General features: G+C 34.3%; 10 protein-coding genes. 4 read left to right on the top strand and 6 right to left on the bottom strand.

The features are described from left to right. Positions 1-19 precede the first annotated feature (19 nt). From CLV90_RS07015 to rhaM, 4 genes are read left to right on the top strand one after another with little or no spacing between them, the layout of a single operon-like run. Positions 20-2,581, top strand: a complete 2,562-nt coding sequence (locus tag CLV90_RS07015) for a hypothetical protein (protein WP_133686753.1) — start codon at positions 20-22, stop codon at positions 2,579-2,581. Between the two features lie 32 nt (positions 2,582-2,613). Continuing rightward, positions 2,614-3,741, top strand: coding sequence for a glycoside hydrolase family 88/105 protein (locus CLV90_RS07010; protein WP_208295101.1), 1,128 nt, complete (start codon positions 2,614-2,616; stop codon positions 3,739-3,741). 9 nt (positions 3,742-3,750) lie between these two features. Beyond that, positions 3,751-5,043 (top strand): alginate lyase family protein, encoded by a 1,293-nt coding sequence (locus tag CLV90_RS07005; protein WP_133686752.1) that lies wholly within the window; start codon positions 3,751-3,753, stop codon positions 5,041-5,043. 31 nt (positions 5,044-5,074) lie between these two features. Next, positions 5,075-5,389 (top strand): L-rhamnose mutarotase, encoded by a 315-nt coding sequence (rhaM, locus tag CLV90_RS07000; RefSeq protein ID WP_133686751.1) that lies wholly within the window; start codon positions 5,075-5,077, stop codon positions 5,387-5,389. A gap of 19 nt (positions 5,390-5,408) precedes the next feature. Here rhaM and CLV90_RS06995 read toward each other — a convergent pair whose 3' ends face one another. From CLV90_RS06995 to CLV90_RS06970, 6 genes are all read right to left on the bottom strand, one after another. Beyond that, the gene (locus CLV90_RS06995) at positions 5,409-6,548 is read right to left on the bottom strand and encodes a lactonase family protein (RefSeq protein WP_133686750.1); all 1,140 of its coding nucleotides are present in this window, start codon (positions 6,546-6,548) and stop codon (positions 5,409-5,411) included. 229 nt (positions 6,549-6,777) lie between these two features. Then, positions 6,778-9,186 (bottom strand): glycoside hydrolase family 2 protein, encoded by a 2,409-nt coding sequence (locus CLV90_RS06990; RefSeq protein WP_133686749.1) that lies wholly within the window; start codon positions 9,184-9,186, stop codon positions 6,778-6,780. Positions 9,187-9,312: 126 nt separating this feature from the next. Next, positions 9,313-10,500, bottom strand: coding sequence for a glycoside hydrolase family 88 protein (locus CLV90_RS06985; protein ID WP_133686748.1), 1,188 nt, complete (start codon positions 10,498-10,500; stop codon positions 9,313-9,315). Positions 10,501-10,574: 74 nt separating this feature from the next. Beyond that, on the bottom strand, positions 10,575-12,089 hold the full coding sequence (locus tag CLV90_RS06980) for a RagB/SusD family nutrient uptake outer membrane protein (protein WP_133686747.1): 1,515 nt from the start codon (positions 12,087-12,089) through the stop codon (positions 10,575-10,577). A gap of 10 nt (positions 12,090-12,099) precedes the next feature. Beyond that, a complete protein-coding gene (locus tag CLV90_RS06975) occupies positions 12,100-15,111 on the bottom strand; it encodes a SusC/RagA family TonB-linked outer membrane protein (protein WP_243835290.1) in 3,012 nt (1,003 codons plus the stop codon). Between the two features lie 202 nt (positions 15,112-15,313). Then, entirely contained in the window at positions 15,314-19,423 is a 4,110-nt protein-coding gene (locus CLV90_RS06970) for a hybrid sensor histidine kinase/response regulator transcription factor (protein ID WP_133686746.1), read from the bottom strand. Positions 19,424-19,454 lie beyond the last annotated feature (31 nt).

Below are 19,454 nucleotides of genomic sequence, written 5' to 3'. Positions count from 1 at the left end.
TACTTGTATCGGGCAACTGATGCTAGTGACTTTTTTATGTTGTTATACGACTGTTTTTTCTCAGACGGTCAAACGGCCATCTATTTGGGTAAAACCGGCAGACAAAGCTATTATTCTCAATAAAATTAAGACCAATAGTGACATTAACGATTATTATAAAAACTTTACGAAAAGGGTAGAAAATGATCTTAAAGCATACCAAAATAATAAAGAGACCTATCTAAAAAAATTACCTTGGAATTATAATGATGTTAAACCATCAGATTTTCCTCCTTTACATACTTATGTGAGTTTTGACGGAAAAGAAAGGGAACAGCAAAATACCATAATGCATTATTTGCAAACCGCAATTGATTGTGGAGTTCTTTATTTTTTAACAGATGATGAACAATATGCAGAATATTCTGGGTCGGTTTTATTTAATATATCAAAAGGATTATTAGCGCTTCCGGAGCCAAAAGAAAACCATAATGCAGGCTGGTTGTATACAAAAGACCACCTTAGAGAAGCTCGAGAAATTGGTGCTCAACTACCCATTATTTACGATTTCGTATATCAATACTTAAACAATAATGGTAAAGTATATGACTTAGGGCAAACAGCTATGGTGCCCTATAATTTTGAAGATGGCCAAAAGATATTTCGAACCTATGTCGATCTGGCTCTTGAACGCGGTATTATAAATTGTAACTGGCCTATATTAGAATCTCCTAGCCTTGTAGGAAATATTTTAGCATTGGATGATGAACAGGAACGCAATGAACTGTTACCCTATTTTTTAACGATCAACACTAAACATCAAGATGCATTACAAAAAATAGCAAATCATTATTTGGAGTATAATGGTGATTGGCCCGAGAGTATAAACTATTCAAACGGTGTGAACACGTTTCTTACTTATTTGATGACCTTATTGACCAAGTATGATCCGTCTCTGCATTTAGGTCAAAAGTATCCTCAAATTCTAGAAGCGCTACCAAAACCGTATTACATGACCTATCCTAACAAAGAAGAGACAATACTCTTTGGTGATGGTCATCGTAAATACAGTCCCAACTACCATGCTTATGAAACGGCTTATTATTTAGCCAAACTAGAAAAACAAGAACAGTTCGTCAATATTTATGGGTCGCTTTTAAATAGTAATATAGCCCAAGGCAACTATAAAAGATTTCAATTAGGTGAACGAAGTTATGGTGCAAGGTTTTATAATGAACCCACTAAACTACTTTGGTTTGAACCTGAAATTGAGGGTAGCGTAAAAGATTACCCCTTACCCGTTACCGATGAATTACCTTTTGCAGGCATTGTACTGCAACGTAATTTAAGCGACAATCAAAATGCCGAAGACGATCTTATGGGCTTTGTAGGTGGTGGGCATTATGTTCATGGGCATGCTACAGGTATGTTTATGGAGTTGTACGGAAAAGGTTTTGTTTTAGGCGGCAAATCTGGTAGAACCCAATATCGTACAGAAATACATGAAAACTATTATAGATTATTTGCTTCTAATAACACCGTTGTTGTTAATGGATCATCTGAGGGGAAAGGCGGTTGGGCAGGTCTGGAAATCAATACGGTTGAAAAAATTGCGGTTGAACCAACACCTAAAACAGCGGCTATTTCACCTTATAATTCCTTTTCAATAACACGATTTAAAGATGATAAGGGTGAAAAAACCAAAGCCCTTCAAGAAAGAACATTAGGTATTGTTAGAACCTCTTCAAAAACTGGATATTATATAGACGTTTTTAGGTCAAAATCATCTCTTCCTAATCAGTATCACGACTATATTTATCATAATATAGGAGAATCATTACGTATAGACTCAGGTGAAAAAGCATTACCCCTATTTTCAGATAAAAATAGGTTTTCGAATTCAAGAGATAAACCATGGATGAATAATAAGAAAGCAAAGCACCCAGGTTGGCATTATTTTGAATCGATTGAAACTTCAAAACCGACATCGAATAATATTACCGCTACGTTCACGGCAAATAAATTAAACCCCGCACCAATAAAAATGAAGGCTTTTATACTTGGTGCAGAAGACAGGGAATATACTTCTGTATTAGCACCACCAACCACAGAAGGACCTAAACCTTATAAATCTGCCAAAACCCCTACACTGGTAATTCGCAAAAAGAACGAAGCATGGCAAAATCCTTTTGCCGTAATATACGAACCCATTAAAGGGAATAATGGAAGTATAGCTTCTGTCGAAGAAATTAAGGAAGATGATATTTTTAAAGGCTTTGTAGTGAACAGTTCACTTGAAAATAAGCGTATAAAGCAATATATAATTATTCAAGATTCGAAAGATACTACTTTCGCTACATCTGACAAACAAATTGAATTTACTGGAAGTTATGCTGTAATTACTTTAGATGAAAAAGAAAATCTAAGTTCTGTTTACGTTGGCGAAGGTTCGTTTTTAAAATTTGAAGATATCTCTATAATATCAAACTCAGGGCAGTCAACATCTCTATTCATTGATTTTAAAAATACTGACCTTAAGGTAAATACTAAACATAGTATTACGCTTAAAAGCAATAATTCAAAGGCTAAAATTTATAACTAAAAAACTATAAAGTCAATTTTAAACAACTCATAATGAAGAACAAACAAATCAGAAAAATCATTCATACAACAGTGATCTTACTTTCATTCTTTTACGGTGTAAAAACACAAGCGCAAAAGCAAGTAGATAACTCGAATATAGAACAGGCTATGATCAAGGCTTTAGAATGGCAAGAAGCCCATCCTATTTTTGCCTTAGCACCAACCGATTGGACCAATGGGGCATATTATATTGGTGTTACAAGGGCACACCAAACTACAAAGAATCCTATCTTTTTAGCTGCGTTAAAAACTATGGGTTATACTAATGATTGGAAACCATTGTACCGAACCCATCATGCAGATGATATAGCGATTTCTTATACTTACTTATATGCAAATTCGACAAGAAAAAATCTTGTAGACTTAGCACCTACCAAAGAATTTTTAGATACCCATCTTTTTGAACCAAATGAGTGGAACAATGGTTCTGAAAAAAATGCAGAGCAAAAAATTCTATGGTGGTGGTGTGATGCCTTATTTATGGCCCCTCCTGTAATTACTCTATATACAAAACAAACAGGTGAGCAAAAATACTTAGATGCCATGCACAAGTACTATATGGAAACCTATAATCTGCTGTATGATAAAGAAGAACAGCTTTTTGCAAGAGATACTCGCTATCAATGGGGTGTAAACAAAAAAGATTTAAAAGAACCGAACGGAAAGAAAATTTTCTGGGCCAGAGGTAATGGCTGGGTACTTGGCGGACTTGCTTTAATACTATCTGATATGCCTGAAGATTATGAACATCGTAATTTTTATGTCAACCTATACAAAAAAATGGCTGCTAGAATTAAAGGACTACAACAAGAAGATGGGCTATGGCGTACAAGTTTACTTTCACCAGAATCTTTTAATCATGGTGAAGTTAGCGCAAGTGGGTTTTACACCTTTGCGTTGACATGGGGTATAAATAATGGCCTTTTGAATAAAGCAGAATATACGCCTGCAGTAACTAAAGCATGGCAAGCATTGGCTGCCTGCCAACATGAAAATGGCATGGTAGGCTGGGTACAAGATATAGGTGCTGATCCTCAGCCAGCAACTGCAGATAGCTGGCAAAATTATGGTACCGGGGCATTTTTATTAGCAGGTAGTGAAATCTTAAAACTTAAATAAGTTATTTAGATGAACAAAAACACTTTAAAAGCTACTTTACTTTTAGTAGTGTTCATAATCATTAATGCTTCTGGTCAAAAAAAAGAAAAAAAGGTAGGTGCATTTCAAGATGATGTACCTACTATTTATTCGGCTAAGCCTAGTGGGCATATAGTTGGTAATGAGCTTACTGTTTACGACTACAAACTGCTCTCTCAAGTAAAACTAGCAATTAGAGAAAAAGATGATGATTTTCTACCTGCTTATAAAGCACTGATCAAAGCGGCAGATAAAGCGCTAAAAGAAGGTAGTTTCTCTGTAGTCTCTAAAAAGCAAGTTGCCGTTAGTGGTGACAAGCATGATTATTTGAGCTTGGCACCCTACTGGTGGCCAGATCCTACTAAAGATGATGGTTTACCTTGGATTCGGAAGGATGGTAAAATAAATCCGCTTACAAGAGGTCAAAACGTCGATGAACCTATTAAAGATAAAATGATGGGTAACGTTAAGGTTCTCTCATTGGCATATTTTTTTTCTGGAGACATTAAATACGCCGAAAAAACTAAAGAGCTTCTTAAAGTATGGTTTGTAGACGCAGAGACAAAAATGAATCCCAATTTAAATTACGCACAAGGGGTACCTGGATCAAGTGAAGGAAGATGTTTTGGAATAATAGAGTTTTCAGGAATTACAAATATCATCACCGCTGTTGAAATTTTAGAATTAGACAATTCATTTGAATCAAGTCTAGGTAATAAACTTAAGGCCTGGTTAAACAGTTATCTAAATTGGTTACAAACAAGTGAACTTGGGCAATTGGAAAATTCGAGAAAAAATAATCATGCCACTCTTTATGACGTGCAAGTGGTAGCCTTACTCCTATTTCTAGACAAAACTGAAGAAGCAAAAAATGTTTTAACATCGGTAGTTGAAAAACGAGTTGAAACTCAAATTGAAGCAGATGGCAAGCAACCCCATGAACTTCAACGAACAAAATCATTAACATACAGTATCTTAAATTTAACAGGATTGACAAAACTTGCCTTTTTTGGCAGAAAAGATGGTATTCAAATAGATATATGGAACTACCGATCAAATAACGGCGATATACAAAAAGCTTACCAATACCTATTACCCTTTTTAAACACTCAAAATCAATGGTCTTTTGAGCAATTGGGCAGCATGGATAACGCTGTTAAAAGACTAAAACAAATGTTTAGAAACACAGGCAGCATGTTAAGTATAAACGAGTATTGTAAACTTGGTTTTGACATTAAAGAAATAGACCATTTAGATTTATTGCTATACCCCTGTAATCGTTAATATATTATTACCAACCATAACAATTATTAAGATGAAACGATTGTCATTTATAATGAAATTAAAGGCCGGTGCTAAAGAAGAATACACAAAAAGGCACAATGAAATATGGCCAGAACTAAAAGAACTGCTAAAGAAAGCTGGCGTAAGTGAATACTCCATCTTTTTAGATGATGAAACGAACACACTTTTTGCATTTCAAAAAGTGTCAGGCGATGGTGGTTCACAAGATTTAAGCCAGAACCCAATTGTAAAGAAATGGTGGGCATATATGGCAGATCTTATGGATACCAATAATGATAACTCCCCTATTTCAAAACATTTGGACGAGGTATTTTATATGGAATAAGGACAAGTTTTGATAATGACTAACGAAGGTAAGTTCTAAGCTGTAAGCTTGATGCATTTGGAACAGTCAACTCTTGAGGTAGTTTTTTAAGTATTCCTGTTTTAATATCGCGACGAAAAATAACAACATTATCTGTAAATTGATTGGCCACTAAAAGAAATTTCCCCGAAGGGTCTATTGCAAAATTTCTTGGGTGCTCACCATGAGTATCTTGATGACCTTTTAACTCTAATCTACCAGTTTTTCGATCAATAGAATAAATAGCTATAGAATCTTCATTTGGTCCTCTATTAGAAGCATACAAAAATTTACCGTCTGGTGAAATATGTATATCTGCAGCCCTGTAAATTTCTTGATCACTCCTATATGTTAAATAATTTTCTATAAAATTTAAATTACCATTTTCGTAAGAATATGCGGTAACGCTACCACTTAATTCTGCTATACCGTAAGCAAAAGAACCGTTAGGATGAAAGGTAAAATGTCTTGGACCGCTACCTGGTCTTACCTTTACAAAACCATTGGAGACTAAATTAAATTTAGTATCACTTTCTTTCTTAACGTTGAAATTCCAAATTTTATCTGACCCTAAATCTTGGGCAAATAGAAATTTACCATCGGGTGAAAAATTAGTAGAGTGTATATGAGCTTCATCTTGTCTTCCTTCTACTATACTACTGTCTTTGAATGTAATGATTTGATGTAATGGAGCCACCCCCCCATCCTTTTTTATATTGTAAACAGAGAAACTGGCATCGGTATAATTAGAATTAATTAAGTATTCTTCGTTTGGATGTATTGATAAATGAGCAGGATTTCGACCTCCAGAATCTTGCGTATTCAAAAGTTGTAATTTGCCATTTAAAGAGTCTATGGCAAAGGCGGCCACTTTTCCGTTATTTGGTAATTGACTTTCTAAAACGGAATATAAATATTTACCGTTTGGCGCAATTTTCAAAAAAGAAGGGTTGATGAGATTTTGTTCTGAATTCAATAGACTTAGCTCTCCTGTTTTTGTATCCAATTCATAAATATAAATACCAGTACTTGCTATACCTTCTGTAAAACTACCAATAAATAATAAGGTTTTTGTTGAATTTTCAGCACAACCGTTGCATAAAAAGATGAGGAGTATTAAATGCTTAATATAATTTTTCATAAACTTTATAATGGGTAAAATGGCATCGTTATTTTTTTGAGACCAAATGTGATAGATAAAATATAGAGCGGAATGTTAAGCAACTTAATAAATCGCATACTCTTCATTAGAATGTTTTTTTTCAAACTTCTTTTATGGCGAAGCGTGTTAAATTATTAAATTTCAATTTACAAAAAATGCCGTGATCGGTTAACTGAACACGGCATTTAGCTAACAACTCTACTCCTTATTATTCAGCAATAGTCAAATAAGTACCTTTAAAATTCTGATTCATTACCATTACTTTTAAAGTAGTTTTTGTATCATCAGGTTTTATTTCCAAAGACGCTTTACCATTGGCCATACTAATAATTTCACTTCCTGTAGGGGTACCTTGATTCTTTATACTATGACCACCTTCTAATGTTTGAAAATAGACTTTGTCTTCATAATCCAAACACCTTAAACCATTTTCATCGATAGCTACAGCAGTGACCATAAAATTCCCATTCTCCATCTTTTTGGCAGTTAGCACCAATTCTTCGGCGACATTGTTTTTGGTATATCTATAATTTACTTCAAGAATATCTTCGACCATTTCTCCATTTTCGATATTTGCCTTTGCAATTAGCTCGTTTTTACCTTCTGAAAACTGAATATTCCAAGTTAAACCCGATGCAGGAAATTTACTAATGTCTTTTGTTCTAGTACCGAGGGATTTACCATTATGGAATAATGTTACTTCTTTACAATTACTAAATACACTAATTTCTCTCGCCAAACCTTCAGGACCTTGTCTTTCTGTCCAACTATGCGATTCTATATATGCAAATGGTTTTTTTGCCCAATAACTTTTAAATACATAAAATGCATCTTTAGGGTTGCCTGAACGGTCTACTAAACCTTTTTGATTCAAATATGGGATATCATTTTCAGGTCGTAACGGTGTACCAAAATCTTTAAAAGCCCATTGTGCATTACCTACAAAACTAGAATCTGTCTCAGAAATTCTTAAATGCCAATCAAAAAGATCTACTATGTAATTCTCGCTCCAGTCACCTATTTGAGCAATATTAGCCGCTTTGGTCTGTACAATTGCCTCTTCCCATCCATCTGAACTTATAACTCCTTCACCCGTAATAGGGTTTTCTGTATGTCTACCAACCTGACTTGACCCGCCATACTCGGCATGCAGAAAACTTTTATATAGAGGTTTGTAGGTATCTATTGCTTTTTGATAACTTTTATAGCTACCTGAATACCAGCCAGACCAAATAGAGGGTGAAAACACATCTACAATATTGGCACCTTCATAGTATTTACGTATAGCTGTTTTTCTACTTGGATCCATGGTATGAGCAATGGTATTGAGTTTAGTTAGAAAAGTGTTCATTTTTTCAGTATCATTACCATTTTCAAAATCTGGCAACCAATACATTTCATTACCTAAAGACCAAATAATAACACTTGGATGGTTATAATTTTGATCTATAATTTCTCGTAACATGTTCTTGGTATTACTTTGCCAAATCTCACCACCTAAGCCACCACGGCACCAGGGCAATTCATCCCAAACTAAAAGACCTAGCTCGTCACAAGCTTTGTATATTTCTGGATCTTGAGGGTAATGTGCTAGACGAACAAAATTTGCGCCCATTTCCTTTATTAATTCTATATCTTTTCTATGAAGCTCGTTAGACATTGCTGCACCAACACCGGCATGTTCTTCGTGCCTATGCGTACCGCGCAACAAAACCCTTTTACCGTTTAAATAAAACGGTCCATTTTCTACAAACTCGAACCAACGAAAACCTACTCTTTCAGATACGTTATCTAATTCTTCTTCGCCTTTTTTCAAATAAACATCAACAGTATATAATTTGGGCGAATCAATATCCCATAGCTTTGGTTGTTGAATAGATTTAAAGTTAACTTTTATAGCATTACCTGTAACATTTTCTATTTCTGAGCTAATAATTTTGCCTTCAGGATTTCTTAAAAAAACATGCAATTTTAAATCTGTAATATCTTCATTTAAAGCTAAAGGAACATCGATTTCTAACGATGCCGACTCTTGAGAAACGTTAGGGGTAGTCAACTTTATTTTACCAATAGATTGTTTTGGCTTGGTTATGAGCCAAACATCTCTGGTAATACCACCGTAAATAAAGAAATCACTTTTTTGAGAAGGAATAATATCTGGATTATAACCATTATCAACTTTTACATATATTTCATTTGTTCCCGTTTTAATAAATGTGGTAATATCGATTTCAAAACCAATATAACCCCCGATATGACCACCGGCTTCTTCTCCGTTTACATATACTGTTGTAGTAATATTCGAACCTTCAAAATAAAGTAGGTATGTATCATTTTCATATACTTCGTTTAACAGAATATCTTTTTTGTACCAACTTGTCGTTCTCCTGTACCCGGGTTCACTATCTAACACATCTTCATTGTTCCAAGTATGTGGCAGGTCAATTGATGTCCAATCTAATTGAGCTCGTGCACTGTCAATTTCCTCGGTGGCATGTGCTAAATAAAACCAGCTATTATTAATATTCTGTTTTGTTCTTGAATTTATTTTATCCTCTTTTTGAGTACAGCTTATAAGAAACGTAAAACATAAAAGAACACTATAATTTAATTTCATTTTTAAATTTTAAGAGTGTTGAGCGCTAATTCTTGATATAAAGATCAATTATTTAAAGACCGATTTTTTGACACGTCATTTATTTAATATTTCTATAAAAATCTAATATCGGATTAGTATTGAATTTCATTTTTTATTTTTCTGTCTCAATAAAGCCTCTAGAAAATAATAATCGCCATATACGATAGGCTCGTCGATTTCATCATTTTTAGGCCAATTACCAGTACTATGTTTAAGAATAAAAGGTGCACTTACAGATGCTTCTAATACATACTCTTCAGTTTGTAAATTTTTAAGCACTTTATCTGCATATGCTATATATTTTGGATCATTATCGTAATTGGTTAATTCATAAAACGCAGAGGCAATTACAGTGGCTGCAGAAACATCTCTAGCCGCATCTGGTATTGATGGATCATTAAAATCCCAATAAGGAATACCATCTTCTCTCATAAGCGGATGATTTAAATAAAATGAAGCACTGGCTTTGGCACGCTCTAAATATTTTGCATCTTTCGTATATCTATAGCACATAGTATAACCATAAATACCCCATGCCTGACCCCTAGCCCATGCCGAACTTGCATTGAAACCTTGATGTGTTACCTTATCTTTTGATTTTCCGGTTATGGTATCGTACACCACTACATGATAACTACTACCATCATCTCTAAAATGATTTTTAAGCGTAGTATTTGCATGAGACACCGCAATTTTATGATAGCTACTGTCACCAGAAATTTTAGTTGCTTCGAACAACAATTCTAAATTCATCATATTATCAATAATGACCGGAAACTCCCATATATCTTTATTAAAATCCCATGATCGTAAACTACCTACGTTCTCATTAAATCTTGTACTTAAGGTATTTGCCGCTTTAACAATGACTTGTTCATAATCCGAATTGGGTTCAACTTTCAGTCCTTCTCCAAAACTCGAATACACTTTAAACCCCATGTCATGTGTGCCACCGTTAAATTTCTCCTTTTCCATAAATACCGTCCACGCTTTTGCCTTTTCTTTGTATTCGGTATTTTGGGTAAGTTGATATAAATGCCATAAATTACCTGGAAAAAACCCGCTAGTCCAATCTTTAGATGGTACTTTTCGAAGCTTCGCTGTCTTTAAATTATAATTTCTTGGGAAACCAACAGAATCTATAGGATACTCTAATAAATTGGTATACCGAATTTGTAATAAGGAGTCTATAGATATGGACGCAGAACTTTTAGTATCATTACCATTTGGCTTACATGCCCCAACAAGCAAAAAGAAACCAATAGATAAGATAGCATAACTAACTCTATTCATTTATTTATTTTTAAAAAACTCCTTTAAGCACTTCAATATATAACTGAAGTAAATCAAAGGAGCTATGATTAAATTTAATATCCTGGATTATTCGGTGCCAAATTCGGATTCCTGTTTAACTCATCGAAAGGCAATGGAAAAAGATAATCTCTATTTGGGTCGAAATTAGGCTGGGGCTCTAAACCGTTCGCTCCAAAAACTTCTGAACCAAGTTGTCTTCTTTTAATATCATACCATCTTTGGAATTCGAAGGCCAACTCCCATTTTCTTTCATCAAGTACCATATTTCTAAAATCGGTTTGGGACATACCACCTGCAACATTTTCTGGATAATCAGCGCCATTACCTGACCTTGCTCTTTCGCGTACACGGTTTACATAGCCTGCAGCCTCTTCTGAACCTGGGGTTATTTCATTTAAAGCTTCTGCAGCTGTTAGTAAAACCTCGGCGTAGCGCATTAAACCATAATTAAGACTAGATGCTCTACCGTTACCGGTACCTGTTGGACCAATAGCGCGTGTGTACTTCGCTATGTATGCACTTGGTATATTTCTAGAATCAAATTCTGGGAATTTTACAAATGGTTCGATTACGCCACCAAAAATACCTGTAGTATCTAAACTAACGGCCTTTCGGTAATCTCGACCGTCCCAAGTATTATAGACCTCAACAGAAGGTACGGCCACAGACCAACCGCCACCGATATCACCTCTTTCATTACCTCTTATACCTGTTAATGCTGGAGCATAATCTCTACCAGTATCACCATCGCTAAAACCATTAAAATCTAAAGTTAACAGAAATTCATTTGTACTAGACTGCTTGCTAAAGTCAAAAAGATCTTGATAATCGGCAGCCAAGCCTAATTGAAAATTAGTTTCATTATCTATTACAAATTTTGCTTGATCATATGATTTTTGATATTCCCCTAGTGTTAAATAAACCGAAGCTAAAAAACCTGCGGCAGTAGCTTTAGTTGGGTAAGAAGATGATGGCTGTGTCTCAGGTAACGTTAATTTTGCCTGTTCTAAATCTTTAATAATATTAGCATACACCTCATCTACAGTTGACTTAGTCAATAGTTTAGCCTCGTCAATATTATCTACTGGCGCATCTAGATAAGGTATTGCCCCAAACAATCTTACCAAATGATAATAGGTATAAGCTCTAAAAAAATAAGCTTGACCAGTTATAGGATCAATTTGGTCTGGTGCAGCGTCAATTAATGCAGCCCCTGCAATTGCTTCGTTAGTACCGGCAATTACTTGATATACCTTAGGCCAAAGTGCCGTAACCATTCCGTTATCAGGGCCCATAGAAAAGTTGTCAACCTCCTGTCTACGGCCAGGTGTACCAGCATCGCCGATAGTTGCCATATCGCTTCTTAACATTATAGGTAAAGACAATTTTCGCCCCCAATATGCCTCTGTTGCCATATTACCTATAGCACCGTTTATTAATGTCTGTATATCTTGCGGTGAGTTTACGAGACCATCTGGTGAAAGTCTACCTACTGGTACTTCTTCCAAATCTGAACACCCTATAAATATGACAACCAAGAGTAGTCCTAAATATTTTATATTTTTCATAATTTTCTTTTTAAAATTTTAAGTTTACTGATATTGTATAAGATCTGATGTTAGGGTAACTACCATAGTCGAAACCTCTATTTGTATTACTATTTTGACTACCGCTACTTCTATAACTAGCCTCCGGATCTGTACCTGGAAAATCTGTAAATGTCAGTAGATTTTGCCCACTAAGGCTTAATCTGATACCATTCATACCTATTTTATTTGCAACATCAAACGGAATGTTATACCCTAGTGAAAGGTTTTTTAATCGTACATAACTACCATCATATACAAAACGATCTGTAATACGTTTTTCTCTAACATTTGCTGAAGGTATATTAGTATTCGTGTTTGACGAGGTCCATGCATTCAATACTTCTGTTGTTGCATTTGACTCTCCAGAAGCCAGCTCTAAGAAAGTATAGCTAAAAATATCACCACCAACTGAAGCTTGAAAAAATACATTTAAATCAAAATCTTTATACCTGAAATTATTATTAAGACCAGCTTGCCAGTCTGGGTTAGGATCCCCAATTATTTTACGATCATCACCATCTATTACACCATCATCATTCAAATCTGAAAACAATTCGTCACCAGCAACTGAGTTTGGATAACCCGCTGTACCAGTTTCAGGTGTGCCTTGGTTTACACCTCTATATTCATAACCCCAAAATACACCAACAGCTTCGCCCTCTCGTAAAAGATGCGTCTCATCTTGCAAGAATGAACCCGGTGAAGAATCTAAAAATATATCTTGACCATCAACTAAAGCCACTACTTCATTTCTATTTCGTGACCAGTTAAAATCCGTAGACCAAGAAAAATTTTCTTTTACTATATTTTTAGTATTAAGGGTAATCTCAAAACCCTTATTATTGATTTCCCCAATATTGCGCAAAGAAGTCAAATTAGCAAAACCTATATATTCTGGAGCAGATGAATCTCCCAATATAAGATCCTTTGTATCAATAGTATAGTAATCTAAAGTAAGCCCTATTCTATCGTTTAGAAGTCCTAAATCTAAACCTACATTTGTTTGGTATGATGTTTCCCATTTTAAATTTGGGTTTGCCAATTGTTCTGGAACCACTGCATTTACGACCTGGTCGCCAACATTAGAGTAAATACTTTCAAAATTTGCTAAAGATTGGTAAGGTGCAATAGCCGGGTTACCGGTTACACCATAACTAGCACGTAATTTTAAATTAGAAATCGTTTCGCTATCCTTTAAAAATTGCTCGTTCGATATTCTCCAGCCAAGAGCACCTGAAGGAAAAAAAGAATATTTATTATTTTTCGAGAAATTAGAAGCTCCATCTCGTCTAGCCGTAAAAGTTAATAGGTAACGATCATCGTACTCATAATTTAATCTACCAAATTGAGAAATAATTTCTTGTTCTGTTAACGAAGAAAACGGTGTCTGTATATTTGATCCCGCACCTAAATTAAAATAAGACAAACTGTTACTAATGAAGTTTTGAGAAGCAGCCCCAAAAGATTCATTTCTTGATTTCTGATAAGAATACCCCAACAATGCAGTCAAATTACCTTTTCCAATTTCTTTAGTGTAGGTCAGGTAATTTTCAGAAAGAATATTCGTGCCTTTTAACGACTCTAAACTACCTATACCACCTTGAACACTAGCTTGCCCAATTAACGTAGAAGGTAAAAATCTACCTCTTGTTCTATTCTCAGAACTAAACCCGAAAGTTGTTTTAAAAGATAAGCCACTTAAAATCTCATAATCTGCATAGAAGTTAGCACGGTAATCATCTGTTTTAGTCTCATCTATAGACTCAGTCGCAATCGCAAAAGGGTTATCGAACTGATCACCGACAGGGTTTGTCGTATTAATACCATTTGCATCTCGTACCGCAGTATCTGGGGCAAACCTATATGCTGTAGAGATAACATCTCCGCCGCCACTACCGCCACTACCAGCCTGACTCTGAACTCCATCTTTTGTACCTCTATTAGCATAAGCGTTAAAGCCTAGTTTTAATCGATCTGTAGCCTGAACATCAACATTACTTAAAAATGAAAATCGTTCAAATCCTGAATTTATAACCACACCCTTTTGATTAAAATAATTTCCAGATACGTAATAGTTGATTTTATCTGACCCACCTGAAAATGAAAGTTGATGGTTTGCAATAGTACCCGATCGGTATATTAAATCTTGCCAATCTGTCTCGGCATTGCCCTGAACATAAGCAGGGTTAATAACTTGACGATAAGCTGCGAATTGAGATGCATTCAACAAGTCTAATCGATTAGATACACTTTGCGATGAATAACTACTATTTAATTCAATTTGCATTTTACCACTGCGTCCTTTTTTAGTGGTTACCAAAATAACACCATTGGCACCCCTAGAGCCGTAAATAGCCGTTGCAGAAGCATCTTTTAAAACCTCTATAGATTCAATATCATTTGGTTGCGGTAAAGCCCCCCCTACAAAACCATCAACAACAACAAGTGCGGCACTACTGGCTCCAATTGATGTGTTACCTCTAATACTTACATTAATAGGTGCCCCAGGTTCACCACCATTATTAGATTGTACGGCTACACCAGCTGCCCTACCCTGCAATGCCTGTTCTGCACTTAAAACAGGAAAAGCTGCAAGTTCTTCTGCTTTGACCGAAGAAACCGACCCTGTAATGTCACTTTTCTTTTGTGATCCATAACCCACTACGACTACTTCTTCTAACTGACTGGCATCTTCGCTAAGTATAACATTCAATACCTGTTGACCGTTCAACGCAATTGTTTTCTTAGCATAACCTATAGACGAAAATTCTAATACATCTCCGCTTTTTACCGTTATGGCAAAATTACCATCAAAATCGGTTGAAGTTCCGGTAGTGGTATTTTTAATGACAACGCTGGCACCAGGCACAGGCATTTTGAGTTCATCAGTTACCGTACCGGTCAAATTATAACTGTCTTGGGCAAAACCTAAGCTAGTCATGATCAATAGACTACTAAAAAGTAGCATTTTGATCCATTTAGTTTTTTCATGTTTTAACATAAGTGTGATTTTTGAGTTTTGTTGATAATTAATTATTCTGATTAACTAATTCAATACATAGAGGTATACGGTGTACAATCAATAGTATAGAAATAGAATATCTTCTTGACTTCAAAACTATGATTATATCTGATGAAAATAATCCAAAATTAGGGGGTTAAAAATACATATACGACTTAAAAACCGCTATAAACACGAGCATTTACTCAAAATCGAATATGTTTTCTGAGAATTTGGTAATATATGCCGAAGGGCTTAAACCAAACTTTTTTTGAAAGCACTTGCTGAAGTATTTCGGATTTTTAAAACCTACCATGTAACTTATTTCAGAAATATTTAAACTTCCTTTTTCTAATAGCTGCGCAGCACGTTTCATTCTAATCTCTTGAATGAACTCGTTTGGGGTAAAATTAGTCCAAGCTTTTATTTTAGTAAACAATAATGTTCTACTTATACCAAGTTCAGTGCTAAAGGCTATGATATCGAATTGATCATTAGAAATATTCTCCTCTACAATAAAAAGTGCTTTTTTAAGTAATTGTTCGTCGATAGAAGATATTACGATATCATTGGGAACAAAATTCTGATCCGTAGAGAACTTTGCCCGCATTCTACTTGAAGAATCTATTAAGTTTTTTATTCTTAGTTTAAATTCTTTAATGTTAAAAGGTTTACTAATATAATCATCGGCACCACTCTCAAGACCTTCATATTTGTATAGTAAAGAGGTTCTTGAAGTTAATAATACTACCGGAATATGACTTGTTTTAATATTTGATTTGATTTTGGCACAAAGCTCTGTACCAACCATTTCGGGCATAATAACATCAGAAATTATTAATGATGGTACGTATTTCAATGCTTTTACCATTGCCTCTTTACCATTGCTGGCTTCAAGTATAGAATAGGAATCTTTTAATAAATCTTTAATGAATCTTCTTAAGGGTATATTGTCTTCTACTATAAGAACAACATCAAGTTCTTTGTCTACTATTATATTCTCTGTATTAACTATAGCTTTCTCTGGTAGCATATTAGATAACTGCGAAGTATATAACCCCACGTCATCGCTGAACTTAAAGTCTTGAATTATTTCATCTTTAAGGATATGAGAGCTTCCAAGTTTAAGTTCTACTACAAAAACACTGCCCGTATGTATTCCATTTTCTACAGAAATAGAACCTTTATGGAGCTCTACAATACTTTTTGCTATTGATAGACCTATTCCTGTACCAGTACTTTGAACCGAATTGATAGTTATATATTCAGGCACTTCAAAAAAACGTTCAAAAACTTTACTCTTATATTTTTCTGGTATACCGGGTCCAGAATCAATTACTTCTATTTTTACAGAATGCTTTTCTTTTTTGACCACTATTTTTATGTTACCACTGGCAGGGGTGTATTTGAATGCATTAGAAATAAGATTATAAAATACCTGCTCAAGTTTAGACCTATCATAATAAACCAAAATCTCATCATTACTAGTTTCAAACGAATACTCGTAATTGTTAACCTTTGCGAATTCTGAAAAAGACAAAAAGATTTCTCTTAAAAACTTTACTAAATTACCTTCTGCAGCCTCAAGCTTATAATTATTATGCTCTAGCTTTCTAAAATCCATCAACCTATTAATCAACTGCAATAAATGATTTGCGTTACTTTCAATTACCAACAGTTTTTTATACACGATTCTACTACCCTTATAATCTTCTAATAATTGCTGTAAAGGTCCGGTAATGAGGGTTAAAGGCGTTCTGAATTCATGCGATATATTCGTAAAAAAACGCAATTTAGCATCATTGACCTCTTGATTTCTTTCATTTTCTAAATGTTCTAATTGTAATTTGTGTTTAAGCTTAGTTTTAGATCTTATCATATTGTATAAGCCTAGCAAACCCATTAAAATTATTAGGGTATATAAAAAAAACGCCCAGTTACTTAACCACGGCGCAGGTTTAACTATAATAATTAGTGATGTTGCTTTTGAATTCCATAGTCTGTCATTATTAGACCCTTTTACCTCAAAAACATACTTACCTGGCTTTTGTATCGTATAATTTGCACTAGTACGATCTGTAATTACCCAATTATCCTCTAAACCGACCAAACGATATTGATATTGGTTACTTTCTGGGTTGATGAAATTGGGAATTGAATAGTCTATTGAAAAGTTAGCTTTATCATATTCAAGAATTATTTCTTTTGTAAAAGGCATGCTTTGGGTTAACACCTCATTCTCTTCTCCTACAGAAACAGATTTATTTTTAATTTTTAAATCTGTCAAAATTACCTGCGGATTATAATTATTGCGAGCTAATTGATTTGCATCGAAATAAGATACTCCTTCCGGACCTCCAAAATAAAATTTTGATTTTCCTTTTTTTAACGCTGCACCGCTACTAAATTCATTACCAACAAGACCATCTTTTTTGGTGTACACAACAAAGGTATCATCTGGTACATTATACTTTAAAACTCCTTGGTTACTACTCATTAACAAGGTATTGTCTTCACCTTCAAGAATAGAGTAAATTGAGGTAATTTGGTTATTGAGACCTAGGCTGATATTCTTAAATTCTCTTCCATCATACCTATATAATCCTTTAGCCCGTATACCTACCCATATAACGCCATTACTGTCTTGAAATATATATAGAATATCATCACCTGAATCTGTTTCTAAATCATAAAAAAATCTTGTAACGTTCGTATCACAATATCCTTTTTCAGAATGCGGTAAAAGATTAAGTCCGCTTTGGGTACCTATCCAAATATTTGAATTTTTATCGACCAATAGACTTCTTACTCTATCACTCGATAAACTATTATTATTCGTTGATATATGTGCAAATTTATCTATTGATTCATTTTTGGTATTATATTTAATAAGACCATGCCCAAATGTACCCAACCAAATATCATTGTTTATACCTTGTTTAATAGCATAGACACCAGTTTGATCAATTAATGCGTTTAATTTATCTGACACCAAATTGTTGTAGAATCTATTACTTTCAACATTATAAGTTTTAACTCCTTTGTTAAATGTACCTATCCACAAAACATGATCATCTAACAATAATGATTTCACATTATCACTTTCTAGCAAAGATGAATTTGCTGTATTTAAAAAACTTGTTTTGTTTTGCTGTTCATTAAAAATTGTTAAACCACCACCTTCAGTGCCAAAATATAAATTTTCGTTATCGTCGTTTACAATTGAACTGACTACTTTATGACCCAAACGTTTTTCACCGAAATTTTCAGTGTAATTGATAAAATTGGCATTAGAAATATCCCAAATATCCACTCCCCCATAATAAGACCCAATCCACACAGAACCTTTTTTATCCTTGAAAATAGATTTTATATAATTATGGCTTAAACTATTTTTATCAGAAGGATCATATGTAATAGATTTTACATTATCATCTGAATCGAAAAGGGTTATTCCATTAGAGCTTCCTACCCATATCATTCCGTTATCACCAGCTTTAACAGCTCTTACATCCTCATCACCATTAATAAATTCTCTTGGTAAAAATCGTTCAGAAATTAAATCGAATTTTAATAAACCCATATTTTTTGTGCCAATGCAAATGGTGTTTTCATCGCAGGAAGAAATATCTTGTATAAATGGTTTTTTGTCAGAATCGTTGGGCTTAAAAACCATAAACTCAAAACCTTTATTTTCTGTAGCAACTATTTTACAAAGACCTTTAGAAGTACCTAGCCAAACCGTACCATTTTTTGCCTCTTTTATACTTAGAATGTAGTTTGATGGCAACCCATTATTATTCTCTGAATTGGTGTATAAATTGGTAAAGCTATCGTTGGTTTTATTGTATATGGAAATTCCGTTCGATGTACCTATCCAAATTTCTCCATTAGAAAGTTCCTCAATAGCCCATACGGTATTATTACTTAATGATGTTTTATCATTGAAATGATAAAACCGTTTAAAAGAATTTTTTTTAGGGTCATATCTATTTAACCCGTTGTAAGTACCGACCCATACAAACCCAGAACTATCTTCTTTTATTGCAAGAATGTCACTATTACTGATAGAGGTACTATCTAAACCGATATTTCTATAAACCCTAAACTCTTTACCATCATAGAGATTGAGTCCGTCTCTTGTACCCAACCACATGCGCCCTAAATTATCTTGTTCAATTGCTATAACCGAGCTTTGCGACAAACCATCAGAAGTACTTAAATGCTTAAACTGATAGGTGTTCTGTTCTACTTGGGCTATGCCTGAACTAACCAATAAAAAAAAGAATAAATTAAAAATCTTTTTCAACATAATATATTTATAATGTACACTCTATTTAGCA

The sequence above is a fragment of the Maribacter spongiicola genome (assembly GCF_004364165.1).
In the GTDB taxonomy this organism is placed as follows: Bacteria; Bacteroidota; Bacteroidia; order Flavobacteriales; family Flavobacteriaceae; genus Maribacter; species Maribacter spongiicola.
This window is presented reverse-complemented; position numbering and strand designations above follow the sequence as displayed.